A 15,063-nucleotide genomic window follows, 5' to 3' on the forward strand; every position below is an offset into this window, starting at 1 on the left:
CAAAACTTTGTATGCTTATTTAGTTTTATGAGTTGGCAAATATACAATATATCATTGAGATATGTTCATCCGTTTATAAAAAATTAGCCCTTACCTTCTCTGTTTTCCGAAACGTTTAAGCCAGTGAGCATATCTTGCGATAGAGCAAGAAAAGCAATACTATCCCTGCAACCAATAAAGATTTCGGGTCGAGTTCGGTGATGCCGCTTTGGGTAGCGGCGGTAAACGTTTCACGAAGCGTACCCAGTATCAGTTGTAGACCGTCGCAGGTAAAGAACAACACTAATGCCAGTGTGAAACAGAACGTAACCCATAATTGTGAAATCCGGCGGGTACGGTCGGGCAAGTGACGCATCACGCGGTGGGTGAAGCCATGGTCCGGTATATCCTGCCGGTGTTCGGCAAAGAAAGCAACTAAAAGTCTGTCATTATTTTCCGTCATAACCATTTTGTTTTAAGTAGGTAGCCATTTTTTCTTTAGCCCGTGACAGGTGGCTTTTTACAGTTCCTGCGGGGCAACCGGTAATACCTGCAATTTTCTCGATGCTTTGGTCCTCCATGTAGAAGAGTGTGATGCAGGTTCGTTCCATTTCTTTCAGCATACTCAGCGCACGGTAAATATCCATACGCTGTCCTATGTCGCTTTGCTGCGTACTGCATTGAGCGTCCACTTGGCGTGTTTCCAAGCAGTCTGTCTCCTTACGGGTGCGAAGATAATCATAAAATACATTATAAGCAATACGATAGAGCCAAGTGGTAAAACTGGATAGGTTCTTGAATGAGGCCAAGTTAGTGTATGCTTTAATGAATGTATCTTGCGCCAAGTCATCGCTCAATTCGCTGTCGCCGCAAGTCAAGTGCAGAAAGAATCGTCGTACGGGCGACTGATATTTCCTTACCAACTGGTCGAAGGCCCTGGTGTTGCGGAACACCACGACCTGTGCGACTAACGATATATCATTGAGCTGACTCATTTTTCTTCATTCTTCCGGCGGTTGCTGATTTCGATGCCGCCTATCTTTACACTTTGTTCTTCGTTTTCCTTATCATTTTTTACTTGGATAAAAGGTTCCCCGTTTTTGCTCTGTTGCGTGTAGTAAATGACAACCTGTCCGAAGCCGGTGAACATGACAAGCAGACCTATACAACCAAGCCCGAATTCTCCGGTAATAGCCCAAAGGAAGATGAATAATCCGATACCGACAAATACGTTCTTGATTCCTTTGCTACGGGTATCTATCGACTCGGCTTCTTTAAAAAGGTTTTCCGGTAGCGGCTGTCCGCTGGCCAAAGCCTGCTCCACCAAACGATATTTGGCTTTCCGGTTCTTATAGCGGAAAAAGAAAATGATGAATACAATTATCAGCGGAAAGCCGAATACGAATACGATAGCTGTAACCGCTACAATCGTTTCTTTCACATCATGTCCGATATTCCAACCGAAGTCGTAAGCACTGCTATGGTGCTTATAATCATTACCGCTTTCTGAATTACTGCTTGAACTGTTTTCATAAGTCATGACGCTGAGTGTATCCGTTACGGCTTTTCCGTTAATTAGGGTGTCTCTCAACTCTATAACCCTTTGTTTGTTTCCCAGACTGTCATTTTCCGTTACAGTTCTGTTCTTCCCTTGTACCAATGTGCAGAGCATCATGGTTGTCATTAGTGCAAAAATGATACGTTTCATAATCATGCTATTTTTTGTTTTTTATTAGTTTCTTTGTGTGTTAGACGTTTCCAATCATTTAGAAAGTTGCAAAGAGACGATATTTTTTTTAGAATAGCTATTATTGACCGCAAAATATTTATGTTACCTTTGCCTGCATAAAACAGTACAATACATGGAACTACCCGCTTCTTTCACAGAATATACCCGCACTCTTTTAGGAAATGAGGGGTATATGCAGTTAGTCATCTCTTTGGAGTCGGAACAACCTGTCAGCATTCGGCTGAACCCGTTAAAACTTTTTGCATTCCGCTCCGGGAAGGATGCGGTTCCTTGGTGTACCTCTGGCTTTTATCTTAAAGAACGCCTGACGTTTACTTTTGATCCTTTGTTTCATGCGGGATGCTATTATGTGCAAGAGGCTTCGTCCATGTTTGTAGAACGAGCTTTGAAGCAATATATGGGTGAGGAGCCGGTAGTGATGCTCGATCTTTGTGCCGCTCCGGGCGGTAAGTCGACGCACGCACGCAGCGTTCTTCCCGAAGACAGTTTGTTGGTGGCCAATGAGGTCATCCGCAATCGTTCGCAGATACTTGCCGAGAATTTGACTAAGTGGGGGTATCCCGATGTGGTGGTCACCAATAGTGATCCGTCGGACTTTACGCCGTTGGCAGATTTCTTTGATATTATATTGGCGGATGTGCCCTGTTCCGGCGAGGGAATGTTTCGCAAAGACCCTGTTGCCGTGAGTGAGTGGAGTCCGGAGAATGTAGAAATATGCTGGCAGCGTCAGCGAAGAATTATTTCGGATATCTGGTCTTGCCTGAAGCCGGGAGGAATCCTGATATACAGTACTTGTACCTGCAACACGAAGGAAAATGAAGAAAACATCCGTTGGATAAGAGATGAGTTTGAAGCAGAGGTGCTGCCGCTTGATGTATCGGAAGATTGGAATATCATGGGCAATTTGTTGCAGGGAGAGGATTTTCCCGTTTATCGTTTTCTGCCCCATAAAACCAAAGGAGAGGGATTCTTTTTAGCTGTTCTCCGAAAACAGGGAGGGAATGCTTGCAAGTCTGGAGGTGAACCGGAATTTGTTCAGGGGTATACTTCCGGAATTCAGGGCTTAAATGGTGAAAACTCTCGGAAAAAAGGGAAGAATCCTCATGGGAAAGGAATGAAAACTTTGGGGCTTTCCGGAGAACAGCTCTCGGCTTTGAAGAAGTGGGTGCTGGCTCCTGAAAAGTACGAGTTTATTCAAAAAGGCAGTAATGTCAGTGCCTTCCCTAAGCGTTACCTTGCGGAGTTGTCGGTGTTGCAGGCATCCTTGCGCGTTGTACAGGCGGGAGTAGAGCTTGCCGAAGAGAAAGGAAAGGACTGGATGCCCTGTCATGCCTTGGCAATGAGCCGTATACTGGCGTCGGATGCCTTTCCGCGTGAAGAGCTATCTTACGAAAAGGCCATCGCTTATTTACGGAAAGAGGCTGTCGTGTTGTCGGATGCCTCTCCCCGTGGAGCTGTTCTACTCACGTATAGGCACGTACCTCTCGGCTTTGTCAAGAACATCGGCAATCGCGCCAATAACCTTTATCCGCAGGAATGGCGCATTCGTAGCGGATACCTGCCGGAGGTGATAAGTACGGTGATTTAGGTCGTTATACGTATATTTATGCTTGTTTGCCCATTTCATAGGCTTCCTTCAGTTTAGGATTACCCTTTATTTCATTCATCAGCCATACACCTCCGCAAAAGAGTGTTCCTTTGAGGACGGGGTTCTCCAAGCAATCGAGGAAACCCGTCAGGTTGTCCGTGATGCGTTGCATAATGCTTTCGTCCTCTTCGGCGGCGGTTGCGATAAAGTAAAACTCTTTGTTCGTTATCCGGGTGTAGTCACCGCAACAGCGGTCAATCAACGTTTTCATCTGCGCACTCATGGCGTAGAAGTAGACCGGGGTTGCCATGACGATGACATTTGCGTCAATCATCTTTTCAATCACTTCGTGTGCGTCGTCCTTTTGGGGACACGGCTTTTGCAAATGACTGCATGTGCTGCATCCGGTACAATAGTGAATGGTTTTGTCACGCAGGAATATTTTCTCCACTTGATTTCCCGTTTCAATGGCGCCACGCATAAATTCATCGCAAAGACTGTCGGAATTTCCTCCACGGCGTGGACTGGAAGAAAGAATTAAAATTTTCTTGTTCATATTCATTCTTATTAGGTTGCTGGTACAAAATTATCGCTTTTTAGGCTTAATGCCGGTAGATAAATTACAGAAAGGAATACCTGAATTACAGATTTGGCTTATTATGGGGCGATATACTGGAGATTGTAATTAATGGATGTTGATTTTTATATAATGAAAAAATAAATCTATTATTATTGACAAATAGTAGGCGGCAATTGATTATTTTTGTAACACTATTTGTGGGAAAGAAAATAATATTATTCCATATGCAGTCGGCACATAAAAATATAAAAGGTGTGGTTGATGATGACATAGATAAAACTATATAGAATAATGAAACAATACGAAGCTGTTATTGAAACTTTAGACAGATTGGGCGGCATGGCTACTTTGGGAGATTTAAATACGGAGGTATTTAAAATAAAGGAATGCGAGTGGAAAACAAAAACTCCATTTGCCAGTATTCGCCGGATTGTTCAGCAAACAAAAGGCATTTATAAAATCAAGCCAGGGCTATATGGACTTGAGAAGTACAAAAAGCAAATAGAAGACAAGGGATTCCTTGTTGAAACGGAAGTAAATAGGAATTCGGAATCTTTAGTAAAATCAAATCATGCTTATTATCAAGGTTTATTATTGATTATCGGTAAATATCGAAATATGAATACTTTTATTCCGAATCAAGACAAGAATAAAAAATTTTATGATGGAAGAGCCTTACGTGAACTTTCCACGCTTAGTGAACAACCACATTATTCATATGCCCAATTGGTTAATCGTAGTGCTACAATAGACACAATATGGTTTAATGAACGCAATATGCCACATTCTTTTTTTGAAGTAGAGTATTCAACCGATATTCAGAATTCTCTATTGAAATTTAATGATTTGCAAGATTTTTATGTTAGAATGATAATAGTTGCAGATGCAAGACGTAAATTAGAGTTTGAAAATAAACTGTATTATCATGCATTTGATGAATTGCGTAAAGGCAGGCGAGTTACTTTTCTAAGTTATCAAGCTCTTGTTAAACAATATGAGATGGAATTGGAAAGGCAGTCATTAGACTTTATTCTTTGAATTTTACGCAACTATATATTTCCAAGTAAGCAAATATTACGTATAACATTTGCTTACTTGGAAATATATAGTTGCGTGATTATCTTACAACTTACTCTTATATATCCGTGCCATTGCCTTCTGGTACTGGTTTTCCAGTTGCAGGAGGTTAGTTTTGCTTTGGTACACAACCGAGACCTCAACGAAATACTCTATCATACTGATTTGTCCGCCCATAAGCGCTTGTTTTAGCAAAGTCAGATCTTGTTGGTCTTGAAAAGTCCGTTTGTACTCCTGCATGGAGGCATCCAGATTGCGGGCTTCTTCATAGAGCTGCCATAACTCGGAACTTGCCTTTACTTTTGCGTTGTCTTTCAGGAAGTCGATGTTCATGGCTTGGGCTTTGGCAATCTTCACCTTTCCTTTATTGGCAAACAGAGGAAAGGAGAATCCTACGACAACGCCGTTCAGCGGATGTCCCGATTCCGTATTGCGGCGATAACCTAACTCCAGTTTCGGCAACCAGCCTTGTTTGCTTGCCGAAATTAGTTTGCGGGCTGCCGCGCTCTCGCTGTCGAATGATTGCAGGGAAGGGTCGGCAGCCAATAATTCATCACATACCTGATAGAAATCCGCCGGCAAAGGAATCAGAGGATAGTCTGTCAGGCCGAGGGTGTTGGCGGTAGGTACTGCCGGTCCTTCGGGCATGGGGTGTCCGGGAGTAAGCGGATGGTTACCGTTAAGCACCAGCAACTCCTTGATTTTATTGTTCAAGGCGGTGCTGTTCATACGTGATTCGGTGCGGACATTCAGCAGTTCCAAATTGATTTTATTTGTTTCCAGTGCATTGGCGTCTCCTGTAGCCAGTCGTTTGGCATACATGGCAGACAGTTCCTCAGCGTTCTTCAACCGTGCATCGAGTAATTCTTGTTGGTGTTGCAGCATGATGATGTCCAGACACACCTCTTTGGCTTGCAGCAATATTTGTTGGCGCATGGTTGCCGCTTGCGCATCCAGTGCTCCGGTACGGAGACGGTTCATCTTTCCCCTTGTCACGTATAGGGTAGGGAAATCAAAACTTTGGGAAACGACCATTTCACCTACGGTTTCATCACTGTTTTTGGAGTCCCAAAGATGAGCGTATGAAAGGGTAGGATCCGGAAGGTTGTTCTCTGTCTTATTCTCCAGCTTCTGCGAGGAAATGAGTTGTGCATTGGCTTGCAGCTCTTTGTTGTTCGCTTCTATTTGGCGGAGTACGGAGTCGATACCTTGATTTTGCGCCCTTATTCCCAGGCAGATAAGGAGGGCGACGGTGGTTATAAGTATTTGTTTCATATATTCTGTTATTAAGTTATTTATTCGTTATCGTGTACGGATGTTGTAAGTTGCTGACTGACTGAACTGTTGATGTCCCACCCGTTTCTGTTATAGTGAGAGTGTCGTTCAGTCCCTATGGGAGCATACTTCAGTCGTATTGGGAGCATCGTTCAGTCGTATCGGGAGCATACCTCGGTTGCAGTGGGAGCATCGTTCGGTAGCTCCATGAATCCGGTTCATTCGTTATACGTATGCGGCTCCTCCTTCTTCTTTCCGTGCATCATCAGATAAACAATCGGAATGATGAAACCGTTCAGGAAAGTGGAAGTCAGCAATCCACCCAGAATAACCTTTGCCATAGGGCTTTGTATCTCGTTACCGGGCAGGTCGCCGCTGAGTGCCAACGGAATCAATGCAAGCGCACTGGACAGTGCTGTCATCAGGATAGGATTCAATCTGTCCAGCGAACCGCGTATCACACTGTCGTACACTCCGCAGCCCTCTTCTTGTTGCAAATGGTTGTAATGGCTGATGAGCAGCATACCGTTTCGGGTAGCGATACCGAATAATGAGATAAAGCCGATGATAGCGGGAATACTGACTTCGCCTGTGGTGAGGAGCAGGGCGAAAACACCGCCAATCAATGCCAAAGGCAGGTTGATAAGGATAATTGCACTTTCCTTTACACTACGGAACTCGTGGTACAGCAGCAGGAATATCACCACGATGGACATGAATGAAGTCAAAGCCAGTGTACGGCTTGCAGCCTGTTCGCTTTCAAACTGGCCGCCGTATTCAATGTGGTAGCCTTCCGGCAGTTTTACCGAGGCATCTACACGCTCCTGTATATCGTTTACCACACTGCGCAGGTCGCGGTCGGCAACGTTAGCGGAGATTACGATTTTCCGTTTCACGTTCTCACGGCTGATGGTATTAGGACCCATTGCCGAGCGGACTTCCACTACATAGTTCAGCGGTATTTTCTGTCCGTTACCGGTATCAATCATCAGGTTGCGTATCTTTTCCATTTCATCCCGCAAGTCGTCCTTGACGCGTACGGTGAGGTCGAAACTTTTTCCCTTCTCGTATACTTGGGATACGGATTCACCGGCAAGGCATACGTTGACAAATTCCGAAAACTCCGGCAAGGAAATGCCATATTTGGCAAGTACTTCCCGTTTGGGAGAGATAATGAGCTGTGGACGTTCAATCTGTTGTTCCACGTTCAGGTCGGCGATGCCGGGAATGTCTTGAATGGTATTCTTTATTTCATTTCCCAAAGAAAACATACGGTTCAAATCGTCACCGAACAGCTTAATGGCTATATTGGCTTTCGTGCCGGACAGCATGGCGTCGATACGGTGGCTGATAGGTTGCCCGATTTCCACATTGGCGCCTACAATCGTACCCAGCTTTTCGCGTACATCGGCCACCAGCTCGCTGCGCGAACGGTCTTTCAGTTCAAAGGGAGCTTCGATTTCGGAGACATTCACGCCTAAGGCGTGCTCGTCCAGTTCGGCACGTCCCGTCTTGCGGGCTACGGTTTGTATTTCGGGAATGGAAAGCAGTAACTCTTCGGCACGATGTCCTATCTTGTCACTCTCTTCCAGCGAGATGCCCGGCAGGGATGATATATTGATTGTGAACGAGCCTTCATTAAACGGCGGCAGGAACGAACGTCCCAATGTGAAGAAGCAAGCAAGCGCCACTGCAAACAAACCGATAGTTCCCCCCAATACGCTCTTCTTATGTCCAAGCACAAAGGTAAGTGCCGTGCCATACCACTCTTTCATCTTACGCGCTACCGGTGAATCGCCGGTGGAGCGTTTTTCATCTTTTATCTTTTCTTTTCCCAGCAGATAGGAGCACAGTACAGGGGTCACTGTCAGCGCTACAACGGTAGAGGCCGCCAATGCCACGATGAAAGCGATGCCCAGAGGTACGAGCATCCTCCCTTCCATACCGCTCAGGAAGAACAAGGGTACGAAACTTACCACAATGATAAGTGTGGAGTTCAGGATAGGCATACGTACTTCTTTAGAAGCATTGAATACGACTTCCAGTATCGGCAAACGTTCCGTCTCCGGTTTCATCCGGTTTTCCCGCAAGCGTTTGTACACGTTCTCCACATCGACAATGGCGTCATCTACCAGTGAACCGATGGCAATGGCCATACCTCCGAGACTCATTGTGTTGATGGTGAACCCCATATAATGCAATGCCAACAGAGAAGCTATCAGTGACAAAGGAAGCGTAACCAGTGAAATGACGGTGGTCCGTACATTGGCAAGAAACAGGAACAGGACGATAACAACAAAAATACCGCCTTCTACCAGTGATTTCTGTACGTTGCCGATGGAGCTTTCTATAAAGCGGCTTTGCCTGAAAATGTCGGTGCTGACTTTTACATCGGACGGCAGATTCTTCTGCAAGTCCTTTAGAGAGGTTTCTAACTTATCGGTGAGTTCGAGGGTACTTGTGGCAGGCTGTTTGGTTACGGTCAGCAGCACAGCGGGTTTGCCTCGTTCGGAAGCCGTACCCAGTTTCGGCAGCTTGGCTCCGATACGCACATCTGCAATGTCTTCCAATAAAACAGGAGAAGCGGCAGTTGAACGTCCGGCATTGGCAGTTGAGAGCCCGGCACTTCCGTCTTGCAGCTTGACCACAGCTTTTGCCAGTTGCTCCACACGGTCGGTGGAGATTACACCGCGTACAATGTATTCGTTTCCATATTCATAAAGCACCCCGCCGTTGGCGTTCAGGTTCATTTCGCGCGTAGCGTTCATTACTTCGGTAAGGGTCACACTGTAATGACGCATTCGTTCCGGGTCGAGTTGTATCTGATATTCTTTAATATCTCCGCCCAGCACGGCTACTTGTGCCACACCGCCGGTAGAGAGAAGGCGCGGGCGGATAGTCCAGTCGGCTATGGTGCGCAGGTCGAGCATGGAAGTGGAATCGGCCGTCAGTCCTACAATCAGCATTTCACCTAAGATGGATGATTGCGGGCCGAGGGTAGGCTTGCCTACATTAGAGGGTAGGGACTCGCTGACAACCGCCAGTTTTTCGCTAACAATCTGGCGTGCCAGATATACGTCCGTTTCCCAGTCAAATTCAACCCATACGACAGAAAAACCGTTGGTGGAGGAAGAACGTACGCGACGTACTCCCGTAGCGCCGTTTACGGCTGTCTCAACAGGAAAAGTCACCAGTTGTTCCACTTCCTCGGCTGCCATACCGTTGGCTTCGGTCATGATAACTACGGTCGGCGCATTCAAGTCGGGGAACACATCCACTTCCGTATGCATTGCGGTATATGTACCGCCAATCAGCAGCAGTACCGATGCCACCAGCACCAGTATGCGGTTCTGAAGAGAGAAATGTATTATCTTGTTTAACATGATGGTAAGGTTTAGTGTTCGTGGCTGTGTGCCGGAATTGCATTGGTGGCGCCTGCAAGTTTCACTTGGTATGCGCCTTGGGTCACGACTTTATCACCGGCCTTGACGCCGGAAAGGATTTGCACCCTTTCGCCGTTATCGGCTCCAAGAGTGACAAGTTGTTTCTTGTATCCTTCTTCATCCACTTGCAGGTACACGAAGAAACTGCCTTGTTCTTCGGTCAAAGCCGTATGGGGGAGTGAAATAACATTCTCCATAGGAGAGGAGAGCAGGAATATTTCGACAAATGCTCCCGGAATGATATCTCCTTTGTTATCAAACTCAAAAGTAACGGGCACATAGTAGCTGTTTTCGCCCGATGCTTTTCCATAAGAGAGCAGGCGTCCGTTCAACTCCTTTAATGTGTACACCTTATTATTATAAGGAGTGCAGAAGTTGGCGGAACCGATAGTGCGGAGATAGGGATAATATTTCTCCGAAACATCGGCACGCAGGAATAACCTGCGGTTTTGAGTGATACTTACGAGCGGCTGACCTACTGTGACATAGTCGCCTTCCTTTACTAAGAGGCTCTTTACATATCCGTTGATAGGAGAGGGTACGGACTGTCCTTGGGAAGAATGATTCTTGGCAACGGCTTCATAGCTGATACGGGCATTCTCGTATGCCTGTTGAGCCTGGGCAAAGTCTTTCTCCGAAACAATTTTATCGGGGAGAAGCTCTTTCATTCGTTCGTATTCCTTTTTGGCTGTTTCGTAGGCGATGCGTGCTCTTTGTACAGGGTCTCCGTCCGCCATATTCTTGGATGAAAGCACTACGAGAGGAGTACCCTTGCCGACGCTCATACCTTCTATTACCTTTCCATGAAAGGAAACTACACCCGCCACAGTGGCTACGGCAACACTTTCGTCACCTTGCGCAGCCATAACCTGACCGCTGGTTTTTATAACTTGGTTGAAACTACCCGGTTCGATGACACTTGCCATAACTCCGGCGGCCTGTGCTTTGGCGGGCGGCAATATGATTTCGTCACTATGTGCCGTAGCGGCTTCTTCACCATGATTGTGCCCGTCGTCATGCTTATGGTCGGGGGCTTCGCTTGCATGGTCATGACCTTCGTGGTCATGTCCCGCATGGGTATGTTCTTCTGTTTCGTGGTTATGTCCTTCACCGGACTTGCTGTTACAGGAGCTTAACAGGAACAATCCTATAACTCCCATGAATATAACTTTCTTCATGATAATTGTTTTTGTTCTTACTTGTTTTGAAATACAAAATTAGTGAATGGATTGTGCAACCAAGTTGCATCATTCCTGTGCCGACAGAGAATCTGTTTCCGGCAACTATCGGTTAAGCAAGAACAAAAGGAGGTGCGCGAAGCCCTGTGGCACGTGTAATGAACGTGCCGTGAAGAGATTCCAAATAGATAAACTCTTGCCCTATACCTGTTTCTTCGGGTAAGGTCAAGAGTTTGAGAATCGGTTCGGAAAATAAAGTATTTACCCATACGAAGCCGGGCTGTAAGTCGCTGTTGTCCGGATTGGGTGTTTTTTGATAAAAATGGGTGGTCATGCAGCCTGTGTCACAGCAACAATGTTCGTTGCAAGAGCTTTGATGGTGGCAGCATCCCTCGGACGGCAGATCGTTTTTCATACAAATTACACCGTCTTCATGGTGGTGATGGGGAATGACAGGCACTACCAGCATAATCATGCTGATGAAGAACAGGAAATATGCAATGTACCTTTTCGTTTTCATCCCTCTTTCTTTGATTGGTCGCAAAGATAGAAGTTAATCATTTAACTGCCAAACCCAAGATGCTAAAAAGCCTTGAATAAATCATTTAATCCTTCGCTCATACTGGGATGTGTAAAGATGAAATCTCGCAGGACACTGTAGTGCAAATCATTCTTCATGGTCAGTGAGACCAAATTAATGACTTCGGGTGCGTCGATGCAAAACAAGGTACAGCCTATTATGCGTCCCGTATGTGCATTGACAATGGCTTTCATCATACCGTCTATCTGCTGCAGGGTACGGGCACGTGGTATGGCGGCGGCCGGTAGTCGGGATACTTGGAGTGAATAACCCTGCTTTACGGCTTCTTCTTCGGTCATGCCGATATGTGCCAACGGAGGGTCTGTGAAAATGACATAAGGAACAGGAAGCCTGTCATTGACTTTTCGTTTTTTATTACCAAACAGCTGGCTGGTGATGATGCGGAAATCATCAATAGATAAATAGTCGTACAGCGCACCGCCTTTTACATCTCCTATGGCCCATATATGTGGAGAAGTAGTTTGAAGATGTCCGTTGACGATGATAGCTCCCTGAGCATCGGTCTGTATGCCGGCTGCATGGAGGTTAAGGTCATCGGTCATCGGCCTGCGTCCGGTGGCAAGCAGCAGGGCGTCTCCTTCCAAAAAATAAGGGGTGTTGTCGGAACTGTCCGTATAGGTCAGTGTCACACCATTGACTGTGTCATATACCGACAGGGCATAGGCATTTAAACGTATCTCAATTCCTTTTCTTTTCAGAGACTCCAGCATGGATTCCGCAATGTCACGGTCTGATTTGGGCATAAAGCGGTTGCCGGATTCCAGTAAAGTAACCTTGCTTCCGAAACCGGCATACATGGTGGCAAGTTCCATTCCGATAGTTCCGGCGCCCAGAACGAGCAGGCGGGCGGGAAGCTTGCTCTGCTGGAGCAGGGTTTCACTGGTGAATACATGCTTGCTTCCTTTAAGACCTTCCACTTCGGGCAGGATAGGGGTGGAGCCTGTATTGATAAAAACTTCTTTCCCTTTGAGGAGGACTTCCTTTTTATCATGGGAAACGACTTTTACAGTATCGCCGGATACAAAAGATGCCGTACCGTCATACAATGTAATATTGGAATGGGCTTTTATATGTTCATAATTCTTATCTCGCAGGAATGATACGAGCTTATTTTTCCGTCCGATGGCGAGTGCATAATATTTGGCTTGATTACTGTAGTCGTCCCGGTAGAGCCGTTCGGCTTGTTCCGATTCATGAATCAGCGCTTTAGTGGGAATACACCCGGTATTTACACAGGTTCCCCCGTACATATGCGGGGAACGTTCAATGATTGCCACTTTCCAGTTACGGTTGGCAAGTTCGGCTGCCAGCAGTTTCCCGCCTTTGCCGAATCCTATAATGATAGCGTCATATTGTTTCATTTTAATTCGTAATTAAGAATTTATGGAAATGAAACAATAATAACAATTTATTTGTTGCGGGAAGTTAGTTAATGAAAGTTTACCGTTCCAGTTCGCGAAGCGAATCCATCTTCTTCTTTTCGAGGAACTCATAGATGCCGCTCAGATGCTCGGTTACCCGTTTGTTACCGAACTCATAGACTTTGCTCACCAGTCCGTCGAGGAAGTCACGGTCGTGGCTTACAAGTATCAGAGTGCCGTCGAAGTCCATGAGCGCCTGTTTCAGGATGTCCTTAGTTTTCATATCCAGATGGTTGGTAGGCTCATCCAGAATTAGTAGGTTTACGGGCTCCAACAGCAGCTTAATCATGGCAAGCCGTGTACGTTCTCCACCGGACAGGACTTTCACCTTTTTCATAGACTCCTCCGGTCCGCCGAACATGAAAGCTCCCAGCAAATCACGTATCTTGTTACGGATTTCTCCTTTGGCTACATCGTCGATGGTTTGGAATACGGTCAGGTTCTCATCCAGCAAGGATGCTTGGTTCTGGGCGAAATAGCCTATCTGCACATTATGGCCGATGGTAAGAGTACCTTCGTGTTCCAGTTCTCCCATGATACACTTTACCAATGTGGATTTACCTTCACCGTTCTTGCCTACAAAAGCTACTTTATCACCTCTCTCTATGGTGAGGTTGGCATTTTTGAATACGACGTGTTCGCCGTACGTCTTTCCTACATTCTCCATGATGACCGGATAATTGCCGGAACGCGGAGAAGGAGGGAACTTCAGCCGCAATGCCGAGGTGTCTTCTTCATCTACTTCCAAAAGCACCAGCTTTTCCAACATTTTGACACGGCTTTGTACTTGCAGAGTCTTGGAATAAGTTCCTTTGAAACGTTCGATGAATTCTTTGGTTTCGGCGATGAACTTCTGTTGTTCGTCGTAAGCCTTTTGTTGCTGTTCGCGGCGTTCTTTGCGAAGCTCCAGATATTTGGAGTAGTTTACTTTATAATCGTAAATGCGTCCCATTGTCACTTCAATGGTACGGGTCGTGATGTTGTCCACGAATTTGCGGTCGTGGCTGATGACGATAACGGCTTTCCCATTATTGATAAGGAAATCTTCCAACCATTGGATAGACTCGATGTCGAGGTGGTTGGTCGGCTCGTCCAGCAGAAGCACATCAGGTTTCTGCAACAGCAGTTTGGCGAGTTCGATACGCATACGCCAGCCACCGCTGAAGTCACTTGTCTGGCGGTTGAAATCCTCTCTTGTGAATCCGAGACCGAGCAATGCTTTTTCAACATCTTCTTCGTAATTGGTGGCATCAATGGCATAGAATTTCTCACTTAAGGCGGACACTTGTTCGATAAGTTCCATATAACTGTCGCTTTCGTAGTCGGTACGGGTTTCCAGTTCTTTGTTCATGCGGTCTATTTCGGCTTCCATTTCGTGCAGGTGGGCAAAGGCCTGTGCAGTCTCTTGGAAGACGGTACGTCCGTCTTCCGTCATCAAGTGTTGGGGGAGATAAGCGATGATGCAATCCTTAGGGGCTGAAATTTTACCGCGGGTAGGTTGCCGTACTCCGGCAAGTATCTTTAATAGCGTACTTTTTCCGGCTCCGTTTTTTCCCATGAGGGCAATACGGTCTTTTTCGTTGATTACGAAAGATATGTCACTGAATAAGGTTGTGCCGCCAAATTCTACGGCGAGTCCGTCAATAGAAATCATTATGTCATTTTTAAAAATAAGGCGCAAAGATAATGCAAATATATTATTTTTCTTATCTTTGCCCGGTATAAACAATGGTATAAGTCATGGAAACCGAAAATCAATCAGCTGATTACCGTCCGCTCATTCTTGTGGCGGAAGATGATGATAGTAACTTTAAGTTGATAAAAGCTATTATTGGGAAAAAATGTGAGATAATGTGGGCAAAGAACGGGGAAGAAATCGTCTCTTTGTTTCGCGAGAATCGTGACAAAACGGCTGCAATACTGATGGACATCAAGATGCCTGTAATGAATGGATTGGATGCCACGCGAATTATTCGTGAGGAAGGCGGGACATTGCCTATTATCATGCAGACGGCTTATGCGTTCTCTACCGACCGTGAAAATGCCATGAGAAGCGGCGCTTCGGAAGTATTGGTGAAGCCGATAACACTGAGTGCGTTACGTAATTGCCTGAGCAGTTATCTGCCTGAATTGAAGTGGTAGGAGCCCCGGTCGGGAATAAATAGAATTTT

General features: G+C 45.9%; 13 protein-coding genes. 3 read left to right on the forward strand and 10 right to left on the reverse strand.

Going from position 1 to position 15,063, the window contains the following annotated elements:
• Nucleotides 1-115 precede the first annotated feature (115 nt).
• Genes DW121_RS04265 through DW121_RS15590 form a run of 3 tightly spaced genes read right to left on the reverse strand, consistent with a single transcriptional unit; the run spans nucleotide 116 to nucleotide 1,693 of the window.
• Nucleotides 116-442: a DUF5056 domain-containing protein gene (locus DW121_RS04265; protein WP_118323111.1), complete on the reverse strand. Its 327-nt coding sequence runs from the start codon at nucleotides 440-442 to the stop codon at nucleotides 116-118.
• Nucleotides 429-974 (reverse strand): RNA polymerase sigma factor, encoded by a 546-nt coding sequence (locus DW121_RS04270; RefSeq protein WP_117710800.1) that lies wholly within the window; start codon nucleotides 972-974, stop codon nucleotides 429-431. Before DW121_RS04270 ends, DW121_RS04265 begins: the two co-directional genes overlap by 14 nt.
• On the reverse strand, nucleotides 971-1,693 hold the full coding sequence (locus DW121_RS15590) for a DUF6249 domain-containing protein (protein WP_222704295.1): 723 nt from the start codon (nucleotides 1,691-1,693) through the stop codon (nucleotides 971-973). The genes DW121_RS04270 and DW121_RS15590 overlap by 4 nt, the downstream gene beginning before the upstream one ends.
• A gap of 148 nt (nucleotides 1,694-1,841) precedes the next feature.
• Here DW121_RS15590 and DW121_RS04280 point away from each other — a divergent pair, with 148 nt between their 5' ends.
• The gene (locus DW121_RS04280; protein ID WP_118323112.1) at nucleotides 1,842-3,317 is read left to right on the forward strand and encodes a methyltransferase RsmF C-terminal domain-like protein; all 1,476 of its coding nucleotides are present in this window, start codon (nucleotides 1,842-1,844) and stop codon (nucleotides 3,315-3,317) included.
• 16 nt (nucleotides 3,318-3,333) lie between these two features.
• Here the strand turns inward: DW121_RS04280 and DW121_RS04285 are convergent, their stop codons facing one another.
• Nucleotides 3,334-3,873 carry a flavodoxin family protein gene (locus tag DW121_RS04285; protein ID WP_117710963.1) on the reverse strand — a complete coding sequence of 180 codons (540 nt, stop codon included), beginning with the start codon at nucleotides 3,871-3,873 and terminating at the stop codon, nucleotides 3,334-3,336.
• 315 nt (nucleotides 3,874-4,188) lie between these two features.
• Here DW121_RS04285 and DW121_RS04290 point away from each other — a divergent pair, with 315 nt between their 5' ends.
• A complete protein-coding gene (locus DW121_RS04290) occupies nucleotides 4,189-4,935 on the forward strand; it encodes a hypothetical protein (RefSeq protein ID WP_118323113.1) in 747 nt (248 codons plus the stop codon).
• Nucleotides 4,936-5,019: 84 nt separating this feature from the next.
• Here the strand turns inward: DW121_RS04290 and DW121_RS04295 are convergent, their stop codons facing one another.
• The 6 genes from DW121_RS04295 to DW121_RS04320 all read right to left on the reverse strand — a co-directional run bounded on the left by DW121_RS04295 (nucleotide 5,020) and on the right by DW121_RS04320 (nucleotide 14,546).
• Nucleotides 5,020-6,249, reverse strand: coding sequence for a TolC family protein (locus tag DW121_RS04295; RefSeq protein ID WP_117710796.1), 1,230 nt, complete (start codon nucleotides 6,247-6,249; stop codon nucleotides 5,020-5,022).
• A gap of 218 nt (nucleotides 6,250-6,467) precedes the next feature.
• Nucleotides 6,468-9,632: an efflux RND transporter permease subunit gene (locus tag DW121_RS04300; RefSeq protein WP_118323114.1), complete on the reverse strand. Its 3,165-nt coding sequence runs from the start codon at nucleotides 9,630-9,632 to the stop codon at nucleotides 6,468-6,470.
• Nucleotides 9,633-9,643: 11 nt separating this feature from the next.
• Nucleotides 9,644-10,870, reverse strand: a complete 1,227-nt coding sequence (locus DW121_RS04305; RefSeq protein WP_118323115.1) for an efflux RND transporter periplasmic adaptor subunit — start codon at nucleotides 10,868-10,870, stop codon at nucleotides 9,644-9,646.
• A gap of 112 nt (nucleotides 10,871-10,982) precedes the next feature.
• Nucleotides 10,983-11,390 (reverse strand): DUF6769 family protein, encoded by a 408-nt coding sequence (locus DW121_RS04310; RefSeq protein WP_117710793.1) that lies wholly within the window; start codon nucleotides 11,388-11,390, stop codon nucleotides 10,983-10,985.
• Between the two features lie 62 nt (nucleotides 11,391-11,452).
• Entirely contained in the window at nucleotides 11,453-12,832 is a 1,380-nt protein-coding gene (locus DW121_RS04315) for an FAD-dependent oxidoreductase (protein WP_118323116.1), read from the reverse strand.
• A 79-nt stretch (nucleotides 12,833-12,911) separates the two neighbouring features.
• Nucleotides 12,912-14,546, reverse strand: coding sequence for an ABC-F family ATP-binding cassette domain-containing protein (locus DW121_RS04320; RefSeq protein WP_117710791.1), 1,635 nt, complete (start codon nucleotides 14,544-14,546; stop codon nucleotides 12,912-12,914).
• A gap of 86 nt (nucleotides 14,547-14,632) precedes the next feature.
• Here DW121_RS04320 and DW121_RS04325 point away from each other — a divergent pair, with 86 nt between their 5' ends.
• The gene (locus DW121_RS04325; RefSeq protein ID WP_117710790.1) at nucleotides 14,633-15,034 is read left to right on the forward strand and encodes a response regulator; all 402 of its coding nucleotides are present in this window, start codon (nucleotides 14,633-14,635) and stop codon (nucleotides 15,032-15,034) included.
• Nucleotides 15,035-15,063: the final 29 nt, after the last annotated feature.

This window comes from Bacteroides sp. AM10-21B (assembly GCF_003472565.1).
Classification (GTDB): Bacteria; Bacteroidota; Bacteroidia; order Bacteroidales; family Bacteroidaceae; genus Bacteroides; species Bacteroides propionicigenes.

Coding starts and splice junctions, on each gene's coding strand:
- DW121_RS04265 (WP_118323111.1), bottom strand. CDS start 442: ATGACGGAAAATAATGACAGACTTTTAGTTGCTTTCTTTGCCGAACAC.
- DW121_RS04270 (WP_117710800.1), bottom strand. CDS start 974: ATGAGTCAGCTCAATGATATATCGTTAGTCGCACAGGTCGTGGTGTTC.
- DW121_RS15590 (WP_222704295.1), bottom strand. CDS start 1,693: ATGATTATGAAACGTATCATTTTTGCACTAATGACAACCATGATGCTC.
- DW121_RS04280 (WP_118323112.1), top strand. CDS start 1,842: ATGGAACTACCCGCTTCTTTCACAGAATATACCCGCACTCTTTTAGGA.
- DW121_RS04285 (WP_117710963.1), bottom strand. CDS start 3,873: ATGAACAAGAAAATTTTAATTCTTTCTTCCAGTCCACGCCGTGGAGGA.
- DW121_RS04290 (WP_118323113.1), top strand. CDS start 4,189: ATGAAACAATACGAAGCTGTTATTGAAACTTTAGACAGATTGGGCGGC.
- DW121_RS04295 (WP_117710796.1), bottom strand. CDS start 6,249: ATGAAACAAATACTTATAACCACCGTCGCCCTCCTTATCTGCCTGGGA.
- DW121_RS04300 (WP_118323114.1), bottom strand. CDS start 9,632: ATGTTAAACAAGATAATACATTTCTCTCTTCAGAACCGCATACTGGTG.
- DW121_RS04305 (WP_118323115.1), bottom strand. CDS start 10,870: ATGAAGAAAGTTATATTCATGGGAGTTATAGGATTGTTCCTGTTAAGC.
- DW121_RS04310 (WP_117710793.1), bottom strand. CDS start 11,390: ATGAAAACGAAAAGGTACATTGCATATTTCCTGTTCTTCATCAGCATG.
- DW121_RS04315 (WP_118323116.1), bottom strand. CDS start 12,832: ATGAAACAATATGACGCTATCATTATAGGATTCGGCAAAGGCGGGAAA.
- DW121_RS04320 (WP_117710791.1), bottom strand. CDS start 14,546: ATGATTTCTATTGACGGACTCGCCGTAGAATTTGGCGGCACAACCTTA.
- DW121_RS04325 (WP_117710790.1), top strand. CDS start 14,633: ATGGAAACCGAAAATCAATCAGCTGATTACCGTCCGCTCATTCTTGTG.